We start from the raw sequence: 11,722 nt of genomic DNA, 5'->3' as shown, positions 1-11,722 counted from the left end.
GGCGGGGCTTCCAAACCTGCATTCCCCCAGCATTTCCCCGAACCTGGAAGCCCTGCTGCTGCTCTGCGCTACTGCGAATGAGTAAGTGAGTGAATGAGTGAGTTGGCCGTTGGCTTTGCTCCTCGTTTCCGCTCATCCACTCGTTTGCCCATCCACTCATCCCCCTCAATGCTCACCTCTCTCGATCCTCGTATTACGCGCTTGCACCTGCCCGATGCGCCCCCATCCATCGAGCCCAAAGAAGCGTTCGACCAGTTTGAAACGTACGAGGCGTTCCACCAGAAGAAAGAAGGCACCGCCTACACCTACGTAGGTCCGGTGCATGCCCCCGCGGCCGATGTGGCCTTCTTGTTTGCCAAGGAGCAGTACAGCCGCCGCTTTCCGTGCACGGGCATGTGGGTGGCGCCTACGCGGGCCATCAGCCTGACGCGCTACGTGGGCGACACCGAGTCGGTGTACGACTTTGTTACCGAGCATCTGCCCGCGCAAACGGGTGCCGAGCCCGATGAGAGCGTGCAGCAAGCCGAGGCCTACGCCCGCGGCGAGGAGGATTACGCCATCTTCCACCTGAAGAAGCGCGGCAAGGCGCACGTGCATGTAGGCATGGTGCGCGCCGCCTCGCCCGAAGAGGCTCTGCTGCAAGCCAAGGCCGTTTTTGGCGAGCAACGCCCCGTGGTAAACGTATGGGTGGTACGCTGGGCCGATGTGCTGACCTCCGACGAGGACGACCGCGACATCTGGAGCACCACGCCCGAGAAGAAGTACCGCGACGCCATTGCCTACAAAGTGCAGGACCGCATCGACCGCTTTAAGCAGGAGGGTAACAAGTAAGGGGTAACAGGTAACACGTTTTTCCGCTCCGCACCTTCCCGCTTGTCACCTGTTACATGTCACTTGTAACCCACCCCATGAACACCACCGCGCTCAAAGACCTGCTCTACCGCCTCGCCGACGACCAGTTGATCCTAGGTCACCGCAACTCCGAGTGGAACGGCCTGGGTCCGATTCTGGAAGAGGACATTGCCTTCTCGTCGATGGCGCAGGACAAGCTGGGCCACTCGCTGCAGCTCTACACCTTGCTGCACAACCTGGGCGAGGCCGAGCCCGACACGGTGGCGTTTACGCGCAACGCGCCGCAGTTTCACTGCTCGCAGCTGGTGGAGCTGCCCATCGGCGACTACGCTTTCAGCCTCATCCGCCATTTCCTCTACGATCACGCCGAGCTGCTGCGCTTTCAGCTGCTGGCTACCAGCTCGTACGAGCCCCTGGCGCAGGTAGCGCGCAAGCTGAAGGGCGAGCTGAAGTACCACGTGCTGCACGCCAACACCTGGGTAAAGCAGCTGGGCACCAGCACCGAGGAGGCCATCGAGAAGCTGCAGACGGCACTGAACGAAACCCTCCCCTACGCCCTAGGTCTGTTCGAGAAAACCGAGCACGAGGAGGCCATTATTGCCGATGGCGTTTTCGCGGGCGAAGACGCGCTGAAGGCGCAGTGGCTGGAGAGCATCAGCAAAGTATTGGCGCAAACCAACCTCGAGCTGCCCGACCTCGCCACCGTTGCGCCGGTGTACGGCGGCCGCCACGGCGAGCATACCGAGCACCTGCAGCCCCTGCTCGACGAAATGGCCGAGGTATTCCGCCTCGACCCTACCGCCGACTGGTAAGGGCTTAATTATTAATTAGTAATTAATAATTATTAATTGAACGCAGTCGTGGACAAGGCTACCATTCTGACGTGGCTGGAGGTGGTTACCGACCCCGAGATTCCCACGGTGTCGCTGGTCGACCTGGGGGTGATTCGCGACGTGCGCGTGGCCGACGATGGCTACGTAACCGTGCGCATGACGCCTACCTTCTCGGGCTGCCCGGCCATGGACTACATGCGGCGCGACGTGGAGCGCGTATTGCGCGAGCACGGCGTGGCGCGGTTTGCCGTGGAAATGTCGCTGGAAGAAGCCTGGAGCAGCAACTGGGTAACCGAACGCGGGCGCGCCGCGCTCAAAGCGCACCGGTTGTCGCCGCCGCCCATGCACCAGGGCATCGTCGATTTGGACATTCTGGAGTACGCCGAGTGCCCCAACTGCGGCAGCCACAACACCACCCTGCGCAGCCCCTTCGGCCCTACGCTTTGCCGCGCCTTGCACTACTGCAACGATTGCCGCCAGGGCTTCGAGCAATTTAAGCCGGTATAAGGCCGGATTTTAGCTGTTAGCAGGTAGATTCAGGGAATATTCAGGCCAATTCTTGCGTTCTAGCTGCTATGCGTAAACTGCTGACTTTTATTCCGCTGGTAATGCTACTGGCGGCGGCCTCGTGCCGCAAAACTGGCGATACTCCTACTACCGCTGCGGTTGTCGACCCGACCTCGCCCGCGGCTGCCCGTGCCCAGCTCCAGGTGCTGCGCGACTCCGTGGACTCGCGCTGGAAGCAGATGATGAACAGCGACAACCAGAAGTTGGTAGCCACTACCGCTGTGCTGGCCGAGCTGCAACGCCTGCCGGGCGCCAACGCCGATCAGGCCAAGCAACTTACCAAAGCCAACGAACGGCTCCTCGGCTTGCGCTACGACCAGCAAACCATGTCGGTTTCGGAGCGCATAGATGCTTACGACATGGCCCAGGACTCGGTGCTGCAGGCCGTGTACAACCTGGCGCAGCCGCATTACGACAAGAACCAAGATGTGCAGGCCCTGACGGAAACCATTAAGGTATCCGACAGCGAAGTGGCCGGCTACCGCGTGCGCTACGATCAGGCCGTGAAGCTCTACAACAACTACATTCAGATGCACGGACAGTCGCTCAAAAAAGCGGGCCGCAAGTATGCCAAGCTGCAGCCCCTGCCCTTGTTCGAGCTGAAGTATTGACCTAGGGCCACTTTCCGGAAGAACCGACGCAGCCGCTCGAGCCCAGGTGCTTGAGCGGCTGCGTCGGGTTAGTGCCCACCGCAACGCCGTGGTGGCAAACAACCCTGCAACCAATTGGCTGGCTGGCTACTCTTAGGTATACACTTATGCCATCCTAACCTACCCTACCTATGCCCCGACCTGCTCTTTGGCTGTTTGCTTTGCTGCTGACGCAAGCGGCTTTTACCTGCGACAAGAACAATCCGGAGCCAACCAGCTGCGAGGATTGCGCCACCATTGCCACCGTACGCAACCTGACCGGGCTCGACGGTTGCGGCTACGTGCTCGAGCTACCCGACGGCAAACGGTTGGAGCCGGCGGGCCAATTGTGGCAAGATCTTGTGAAGCAAGACGGCGCCAAAGTTATGGTTAGCTACGAGCCGGAATCGCGCGGGAGCATTTGCATGGTGGGCGAGTCCGTCAGGATAACGTGCCTCCGCACCATGCAGTCGGCTGGCAATTAGGCACTTGACGCTTACAAAGCCCTAGGCACTAAAAAGCCGGGGCCCGAATCAAGCTTGATTCGGGCCCCGACTTTTTAGCTTGCTTGCACTAGAGCTGCGCCATTTCCTGCCGCACAAAGTCGGCGAGGCTGCGCAGGTACTCGGTGCTGAAATCGAACCGGATGCCGGCCGCCTCGTAAATCTCGCCGATGGTAGCCGTATACCCTAGGGCCAGGGCGCGCTTGTAGGCTTCGAGGCCGGCTTGCGGATCGTGGCGGAAGTTGCGCCATACCGCAATGGCTCCCAGCTGCGCCATAGCGTACTCCACGTAGTAAAATGGCACTTCGTAGAGGTGCAGCTGCTTTTGCCACAACCACGGCTTGTAGGCCTCAATGCCCTCCCAGCTCACGGTGCGCTGGTTGAACGTGTCGAAAATCTCCACCCACTTGGCCTGCCGCTCGGCCGGGCTGTGCTGCGGGTTTTCGTAAATCCAGTGCTGAAACTTATCGATGGTGGCCACCCACGGGAAGGTTTCGAGCACGCTCTCGAGGTGGGTTTTCTTGGCCCGCCGCAGCTCGTCGTCGTTGCCGAAGAACACGTCCCAGTGGTCCATCGAAATCAGCTCCATCGACATCGACGCCAGCTCGGCTACCTCGCTCGGCGGGTGCTTATCGGCGCCCATGGGCAGGCGGCGCGTCAGGAAGGAGTGCACCGCGTGGCCGCCTTCGTGCAGCATGGTAATCACGTCGCGCAACGACGAGGTGGCGTTCATGAAAATGAACGGCACGCCGGTTTCGTCGAGCGGGTAGTTGTAGCCACCGGGTGCCTTGCCCTTGCGCGACTCCAGGTCGAGGTGGCCCATTTCGCGCATAGTGGTAAGGCAGTCGCCCAGAAAGGGGTCGAGGCGCTGGAATACGGTAATGGTTTTGCCCAGCAGCTCCTGCCCGGTTTCAAAAGGCCGCAGCGGCGCCTTGCCCGAGGTGTCCACGTCGAGGTCCCAGGGGCGCAGCTCGGCCAGCCCTAGGTCGTGGCGGCGGTGCTGGTCGATTTCGTCGATCAGGGGCACCACTGTTTCCCGAATGGCCGCATGAAAATCGAAGCAGTCCTGCGGGGTGTAGTCGAAACGACCCAGGGCCGCAAACATATAGTCGCGGAAGTTCGAAAAGTCGGCGTTCAGGGCCATCTGATGGCGCAGGCCAATCAGCTGCGTAAACAGCCCGTCGAGCTTCTGGGCGTCCTGCACGCGGCGGTCTTGCACGGCGCGCCACGCCTCCTCGCGCTTAGCGCGGTTTGGGTCTTTGAGGCGGTCGGCGGCCCGTTGCAGCGTCATTTCCTCGCCGTCGAGGGTTACCGTCATGGCGCCCACGGTGGCGGCGTATTCCTGCTGCTTGGTGCTGATTTCCGTTTTGAGCGGAATGTTTTCGGCCCGGTAAATTTCCAGCGCGCGGCGTACCGAACGCAAGAAAATGCGGTAGCGGTCCTGGTTCAGCTCGTCGATGTAGGGCGAGGCAACCAGCTTTTCGTTGAGGGCGTGGTCGTAGGGCGCGGCGTTCGGCTCAATCTGGCTCACGAAGTACTGAAAAGCCTCGGAGCGGTTCTGGTCCTGCGTGTCGCAGGTCATGCGGATATAGCGCCACGCCAAATCCTCGCTCAGCACCGATTCCAGCTCTGAGCGGTCGAGCAGCCACGCCTCCAGCTCTTCGGCGCTGTTCACCGGCCGGTCGCGTAGCTCAACAAAATACGGTTCGAGCGCGGCCCAATCGGTTACGGTAAATGCCTCGGGCAAGTACCGGCGGGGCGGCCGGGTGGGCGCCGTAACGTCGGCGGATATTTCCGGAAGGGAGTGAATCATGGGCGAAAAAGCAGCAGCAAACGTTCGCAGCAACAAATTATGTACCTACGCAGATCGGGCCTCTAAGGCTAAAGCGGCCGGGCGCAATTTTCAGTATACGCCCGGCCGCCTAATAAGCGCAGGTAATTACCCGATTTCGATAACCACGTCGTTGGTGAGCGGGTGCCCTACGCACACCAGCACGTAGCCTTGCTTGAGCTCGGAGTCGGACAGGCCCTCGCGCTCGTCGAGGTGCACCTTGCCCGACAGGCACTTGCCGCGGCAGGCCGTGCACAGGCCGGCCTGGCAGCTGTATGGCAGGTCGATGTCCTGATCGAGGGCGGTTTCGAGGATGGTTTTGCCGGGCGGCACTTCCAGCACGTAATCGGTACCCTCGTACTGCACGGTTACTTTGCGGGCCACGATTTCATCCGAATCGTCGGCCGAAACGGTGCCGTGGCCGCCGGGCTGGGCGGCAGCGGTTTCGGCCGAATCGGCCGAAGCCACGAAACTCTCGCGGAAGATTTGGCTGCCCGGTACGCCCAGCAGCTCCAGCGCTGCTTTGGCTTCCGACATCATGCCCTCGGGGCCGCACATGTAGTACTCGGCCTGGGCCGCAGGCTGCTGCTGGCGCTTCTCCAGAATGCGCAGCAGCATGGTGCGGTTGAGGCGGCCCGAGTGCTGGTGCGGCGCCACGGGCTTGGTGGGCTGGCTGAACACGTGCTCTACCTGCAGGCGGCCGGCGTACTGCTGTTCCAGCTCGGCCAGCTGCTGCTTGAAAATCACCGACTCCTCGTTGCGGTTGCCGTACACGAGCAGCACCTGGCTTTGCGGCTCCTGCTGCAGCACGGCTTTGAGGATGGACATAAGCGGCGTGATGCCCGAGCCCGCCCCAATGAGCACCAGCGAGCGGGCCGCGGCGGGGTTGCATTGCACCGTGAAGTTGCCCATGGGCACCATGGCCTCCATGGTTTGCCCTACCTGCACGTTATCAAGCAGGTAGTTGCTCACGAGGCCACCGGCTACGCGCTTAACGGTTACGGAGAGGCGCGGTGCCTCGCCCGGCGTGCTGCTGAGCGAGTACGAGCGACGCTCGGGGCGGCTGCCCGAGCCACAGGGCACAATGAGCGTTAGGAACTGCCCGGGCTGGCAAGCCACGGCCTGGCGGTCGGCACGCTCGAGGTGGATGGTGATGGCGTCGTCGGTTTCACGGGTGAGCTCGACAACGTTCAGGGTCAGATACGGACTTGTACTCATGCGGTTCTCGGCCAGTGGAAGGCGTTCGAAAACAGGGTTCGGTGGAACAACAAGCAGCGCTGCCACAGGTTGCGGCAACGGGCGTGCAAGGTACGGTAAAAGCCGATGTTAGTTTATAGTTAGAAGCTAACACTTGTTAGTTGTGCGGCGCATGTTGTTAGTTGCAGCCGAAAGAGCAAGGCTCGCCCGTCTTTCAGCAACTTCCACCCGCTAATTCCCTGCCCTCTTTGGCTACTTCCCTAACCGAGCTGCTGCAGCGCCACGCCGCCGAATTCGGCCCCGTACTGCCCGTCGACCTGAACGGCGCCGACGTAACCCGCCTCGATTTTACGGCCGGCAACCCACGGCTGCACGGCGCCGATTTGCGCAATACCGAGTCGTTCGACGAGCTCGTGAACCAGTTGCTGGCCGCTGAAAATGCCCGCATCGGCGTAGGTGGCTACTTGGAAAACCGCGTGATTTACCGGCGCAGCCCTACCCTTTTTGGCGATGTTGCCTTGCCCGCCCGCTCCCTGCACCTAGGGGTGGATGTGTGGCTGCCCGCCGGCACGCCCGTGCTGGCGCCGCTGGCCGCCACCGTGCACAGCCTCGCCGACAACGACAACTTCGGCGACTACGGCCCCACCGTGATATTGCAGCACGAATTGGCGGGCACCACGTTCTACTCGCTCTACGGCCACCTAGGGCGCGCCGAGCTGGTGTATTTGCAGGAGGGCCAGCGTATTGCCAAGGGCGAGGCCTTTGCCACCGTGGGCCCCTGGCCCGAAAACGGCGACTGGCCCCCGCACCTGCACTTTCAGCTGATGGCCGATATGCAAGGCCGCCGCGGCGACTTCCCCGGCGTGGCTTTGCCCGAGGAGCAGGAATACTGGGCCGCGCTCTGCCCCAACCCCAACCTGGTGCTGCAAAGCCGGTGGCTGTAAGGTTTCCCGCAGAGGACGCAGAAGGTTAACGCAGAGGGCGCTGAGCTGTTCTGCGTCCTCTGCGGGCTAAAACCGAAACACCACTTAATCGAACTTGATAGCCACTACCGGCTTGATGCGGGCAATGAGGTACGTGGGGATGAGCACGGCCAGCTGCGAGGTGATGAACACGGCCGCGTTGAGCAGCAGAATGATGCGCGGGTCCCAGAAGATGGGCACGCGGTCCATGTAGTAGTTCTCGGGGTCGAGCGGGATGGGGTGGAAAAAGTACTGCACCGCGCAAAAGCCCAGGCCCACCACGTTGCCCCATAGCATACCCTTCACGGTAAGGTTGAGGCCGCGGAAGAAGAACATCCGCCGAATCTGATTGTCGGTAGCGCCGATGGCTTTCAGGATACCGATCATGTTGGTGCGCTCCAGAATCATGATGAATATCGTAGCCACCATGTTAAAGGTCGCCACGAAGATGATCAGCACCAGGAAGATGATAACGTTGCGGTTGAGCAGCTGCAGCCAGTCGAAGAGCTGGGCGTACTGATCGGTAATCTTATCGAGCTTGAGGTCGTAGCGCAGCGAGTTGTAGAGGTTGTCCGATACGGGGTCGAGCTGGCGGAAGTCGCGTAGCACCACCTCGTAGCCGCCCACCAGCGAGTCGGCCCAGGCATTCAGCTCGCGCACCTGCCGGATGTCGCCGATTACGTACACCTCGTCGAACTCGTCGAGGCCGGTTTGGTAGATGCCCGACACCACGAACTTGCGTACCCTAGGTGGATTCTGGATAAAGTAAAACAGGGCATCGTCGCCCACCTTCAGGCGCAGCTTGTCGGCCATTTTGCGCGAGAGCAGAATCTGCTCGGACGCGGCCGAATCGGGGAAGCTCAGGAACTTGCCCGCCAGCATGTTTTGCCGCATGGGCGAGGGGCCGTTTTGCTCGTCGATGCCCTTCAGCACCACGCCCAGCACCTCGTCGCGGGTTTTGATGATGGCGGTTTTGCGCGCAAACGGCTGCGACGATTTAATCTGTGGGTACCGCCGCAAGTCGCGCGTCAGCTCGGCCCCGTTGATGGGCTCCACCTCCAGGGAGTTATTGTTGTCGTACTTGCTGACGGTAAGGTGGGCGCCGAACGAAAATATCTTGGCCTGAATTTCGTTGCGGAAGCCTTCCAGAATAGCAAACGACACCAGCATCACCGCCAAACCGAGGGCAATGCTGATGATGGCTATCTTGGTCACCGACGAGGTGAAAGACCCCGAGTCGGAGCCTTCAATCTTCTGGGATATGTACCGCGAAACGTTCACTGGGCGTAAAGCTACGCGAAGCCGGCTAAGTTTGTGACGCTTTTCACCGCTAGAGTGCCAACGATGATACCCAACAGCCTTTCGGCGCTGTGTGCGCTTTTCCTGCTGCAAGGTCCGGCCTGTACGCCGGCTCGGCCCACAACGTTGCCGGCCTTGGCAAATAAGGCTACCGAGGCCGCCCTAGGTGCCGATGCCCCGGCCACCCGCCCGGCGGCCGCTACGCCCCCGGCCCCGGCCGGGCTGCAAGTGGGCGCTGCGCGCTTCGGCGAGTACCTGCCCCTGCTGCAAGGCAAGCGCGTGGGCGTAGTGGTAAACCAAACCTCGCGGGTAGGCCGGGCGCTGCTGCCCGATACGCTGCTGGCCAAGGGCGTAAACATCACGGCCATTTTCGGGCCGGAGCACGGTTTCCGGGGCGAAGCGGCCGACGGCGCCACCATTAAGGACGGCAAAGACGAGCGCACCGGCAAACCGGTGCGCAGCCTCTACGGCGCCACCAAAAAGCCCACCGCCGAAATGCTGCAGGACGTGGACGTGCTCGTGTTCGACATTCAGGACGTGGGCACGCGCTTCTACACCTACATCAGCACGATGCACTACGTAATGGAGGCCGCCGCCGAGCAGGGCAAGCCCGTGATTGTGCTCGACCGCCCCAACCCGAACGGCTGGTACGTGGATGGGCCCGTTTTGGAGCCGCAGCACAAATCGTTTGTGGGCATGCACCCCATTCCGGTGGTGCACGGCCTTACCGTGGGCGAGCTGGCCCAAATGATAAACGGCGAAAAGTGGCTGGCCGGCGGCAAGCAGTGCCAGCTTACGGTGGTGCCCGTGCATGGCTACACCCACGCCACGCGCTACGCGCTGCCGGTGCGCCCCTCTCCCAACCTGCCCAACCCGCACGCAGTGGCCATGTACGCCACGCTGTGCTTGTTCGAGGGCACCGATGTGAGCGTGGGCCGCGGCACCGATTTTCCCTTCGAGGTGATTGGCGCGCCCACGCAGCCGAGCACCCGGCCGTTCAGCTTCACGCCCAGGCCCAACACCGGCTCGCCCACGCCGCCCCAAAACGGCAAGCTCTGCTACGGCGAGGATTTGCGCAACACCGGCAACGACCTGGGCTTTACGCTGCGCTACCTCATCGACTACTACCAGAAGAGCTCGGCCAAGGACAAGTTCTTCGGCAAGTACTTTGAGCAGCTGACCGGCACCCGCTCGGTGCGCGACATGATTGTGGCGGGTAAGTCGGAAAAGGAAATCCGGCAGGCCTGGGAGCCGGCCCTAGGTCAGTACAAGCAGCTGCGCAAAAAGTACCTGCTGTACCCGGATTTTAAGTAGGCTTTTTTATTGAGCCCGCAGCAGGCGCAGCAGTTGGGCGCAGAAGACGCAGAACAACTCAGCGCCCTCTGCGCAAACCTCCGCGCCCTCTGCGGGCTAAACCCCATCCGAACCAACATGCTCCGAATAGTTTTCATGGGCACGCCCGATTTTGCGGTGCCTACGCTCGAAGCCCTGCACGGCTGGCCGGGCTGCCAGGTGGTGGCCGTGATTACGGCGCCCGATAAGCCCGCCGGCCGCGGCCAGAAGCTCAACGAATCGGCCGTGAAGCAGGTGGCCGTGCAGCTGGGTTTGCCCGTGCTGCAGCCTACCAACCTCAAGTCGCCGGAGTTTCAGGAAGAGCTGCGCAGCTACGCAGCCGATTTGCAGGTGATTGTGGCCTTCCGGATGCTGCCCGAAGCGGTTTGGAACATGCCGCGGCTGGGGTCTATCAACATCCACGCCTCGTTGTTGCCGCAATACCGCGGCGCGGCGCCCATCAACTGGGCCCTCATTCAGGGCGAGCAGGTTACGGGCGTAACGTCGTTTTTCCTGCGGCACGAAATCGACACCGGCGACCTGATTTACCAGGACGAAGTGGCCATTGCGCCCGACGACGATTTCGGCACGCTGTACGGCAAGCTGAAGCAAGCCGGTGCCGCCCTGGCGCTGCGCACCGTACAGGCCATTGCCGCCGGCACGGCCCCCAGCACGCCCCAACCCGACCGCGGCGACCTGCGCCCGGCGCCCAAGCTGCAAAAGGAAACCGGCCGCCTCGATTTCAACCAACCGGCCGAAGCACTGGTGAACCTGGTGCGGGGCCTCTCGCCCATTCCAACGGCGTTTACCAACCTGCCCGATGGCCGCGGCCTGAAGGTGTTTCGGGCGCAGGCCCTGCCGGGCGCCCCCACCGCCGAAACGCCCCTAGGTGCTTGGCTTACCGACGGCCGCAGCCACCTGCGCGTACAAACCGCCGACGGCCAACTCGACCTGCTCGACGTGCAGCTCGAAGGCAAAAAGCGCATGCCCGTGGGCGACTTCCTGCGCGGCTTTAAGCTGGAAATGAGGAAGGAGGAATGAGGCAGGACGAGGTTACTGCTTCTTGACGTCGTTGTTGTGCGTCAGTGCGTAACTGATGCCAACAACGCCAGACGAGGTTACTGCTTTCCCTTTCTTCCTCATTCCTCCTTCATCCTTCCCCCATGATTGCACTTGTAGTAGCCCGGGCCGACAACGGCGTAATCGGCCGCGACAACCAACTGCCCTGGCACCTGCCCGCCGACCTCAAGCACTTTAAGCAGCTCACCTCGGGCCACCCCATCGTGATGGGGCGGCGCACGTACGAAAGCATCGGCAAGCCCTTGCCCAACCGCCGCAACATTGTGGTAACGCGCCAGGCCGATTGGCAGGCCGAAGGCGCCGAGGTGGCCCACTCCGTGCTGGGCGCGCTGGAGCTGGCCCGCCAAACCGACGAAGACGTGTACGTAATCGGCGGGGCCGAAATTTACCGCCAGGCCCTGCCCGCGGCCGATACTGTTTACCTCACCGAGGTGCACTACGCCGCCGAGGGCGACACCGTGCTGCCCGACTTCACGGCCGATACCAGCTGGCGCGAAACCAGCCGCGAACGGCACGGGCCCGACGAAAAACACGCCCACGCGTTCAGCTTTGTAACGCTGCAGCGGCGGCGCTAGGCCCCGGGCACCTAGGGCAGTAGGGCCAACGCCCTAGGTGCCGCCACCCGCCAAATACCTAG

The 11,722-nt window shown here is 62.0% G+C and carries 12 protein-coding genes; 9 read left to right on the top strand and 3 right to left on the bottom strand.

From position 1 onward, the window contains the following. The first annotated feature begins 168 nt into the window (after positions 1-168). The 5 genes from OIS50_RS02310 (at position 169) to OIS50_RS02290 (ending at position 3,366) form a co-directional block, all read left to right on the top strand. A complete protein-coding gene (locus OIS50_RS02310) occupies positions 169-831 on the top strand; it encodes a phenylacetic acid degradation b (protein ID WP_264692716.1) in 663 nt (220 codons plus the stop codon). A gap of 77 nt (positions 832-908) precedes the next feature. Next, positions 909-1,664: a 1,2-phenylacetyl-CoA epoxidase subunit PaaC gene (gene paaC / locus OIS50_RS02305; protein ID WP_264692715.1), complete on the top strand. Its 756-nt coding sequence runs from the start codon at positions 909-911 to the stop codon at positions 1,662-1,664. A 36-nt stretch (positions 1,665-1,700) separates the two neighbouring features. Then, on the top strand, positions 1,701-2,192 hold the full coding sequence (paaD, locus tag OIS50_RS02300) for a 1,2-phenylacetyl-CoA epoxidase subunit PaaD (RefSeq protein WP_264692714.1): 492 nt from the start codon (positions 1,701-1,703) through the stop codon (positions 2,190-2,192). A 68-nt stretch (positions 2,193-2,260) separates the two neighbouring features. After that, positions 2,261-2,863 (top strand): hypothetical protein, encoded by a 603-nt coding sequence (locus tag OIS50_RS02295; RefSeq protein WP_264692713.1) that lies wholly within the window; start codon positions 2,261-2,263, stop codon positions 2,861-2,863. A 170-nt stretch (positions 2,864-3,033) separates the two neighbouring features. Further along, entirely contained in the window at positions 3,034-3,366 is a 333-nt protein-coding gene (locus OIS50_RS02290) for a hypothetical protein (protein ID WP_264692712.1), read from the top strand. Between the two features lie 88 nt (positions 3,367-3,454). Here OIS50_RS02290 and OIS50_RS02285 read toward each other — a convergent pair whose 3' ends face one another. After that, positions 3,455-5,197, bottom strand: a complete 1,743-nt coding sequence (locus OIS50_RS02285) for a M3 family oligoendopeptidase (RefSeq protein WP_264692711.1) — start codon at positions 5,195-5,197, stop codon at positions 3,455-3,457. A gap of 126 nt (positions 5,198-5,323) precedes the next feature. Continuing rightward, positions 5,324-6,433: a ferredoxin--NADP reductase gene (locus OIS50_RS02280; RefSeq protein WP_264692710.1), complete on the bottom strand. Its 1,110-nt coding sequence runs from the start codon at positions 6,431-6,433 to the stop codon at positions 5,324-5,326. A 227-nt stretch (positions 6,434-6,660) separates the two neighbouring features. On the opposite strand from OIS50_RS02280, the gene OIS50_RS02275 reads away from it, so the two are divergent. Beyond that, entirely contained in the window at positions 6,661-7,356 is a 696-nt protein-coding gene (locus OIS50_RS02275; protein ID WP_264692709.1) for a peptidoglycan DD-metalloendopeptidase family protein, read from the top strand. 84 nt (positions 7,357-7,440) lie between these two features. Here OIS50_RS02275 and OIS50_RS02270 read toward each other — a convergent pair whose 3' ends face one another. Then, the gene (locus OIS50_RS02270) at positions 7,441-8,655 is read right to left on the bottom strand and encodes an ABC transporter permease (protein ID WP_264692708.1); all 1,215 of its coding nucleotides are present in this window, start codon (positions 8,653-8,655) and stop codon (positions 7,441-7,443) included. A 153-nt stretch (positions 8,656-8,808) separates the two neighbouring features. Between OIS50_RS02270 and OIS50_RS02265 the strand changes: the two genes are divergently transcribed. The 3 genes from OIS50_RS02265 (at position 8,809) to OIS50_RS02255 (ending at position 11,660) form a co-directional block, all read left to right on the top strand. Continuing rightward, a complete protein-coding gene (locus OIS50_RS02265) occupies positions 8,809-9,987 on the top strand; it encodes an exo-beta-N-acetylmuramidase NamZ family protein (protein WP_264692707.1) in 1,179 nt (392 codons plus the stop codon). Between the two features lie 117 nt (positions 9,988-10,104). Further along, positions 10,105-11,046: a methionyl-tRNA formyltransferase gene (gene fmt, locus OIS50_RS02260; RefSeq protein WP_264692706.1), complete on the top strand. Its 942-nt coding sequence runs from the start codon at positions 10,105-10,107 to the stop codon at positions 11,044-11,046. 122 nt (positions 11,047-11,168) lie between these two features. Further along, the gene (locus OIS50_RS02255; protein WP_264692705.1) at positions 11,169-11,660 is read left to right on the top strand and encodes a dihydrofolate reductase; all 492 of its coding nucleotides are present in this window, start codon (positions 11,169-11,171) and stop codon (positions 11,658-11,660) included. Positions 11,661-11,722: the final 62 nt, after the last annotated feature.

The sequence above is a fragment of the Hymenobacter sp. YIM 151858-1 genome (assembly GCF_025979705.1).
Classification (GTDB): domain Bacteria; phylum Bacteroidota; class Bacteroidia; order Cytophagales; family Hymenobacteraceae; genus Solirubrum.
This window is presented reverse-complemented; position numbering and strand designations above follow the sequence as displayed.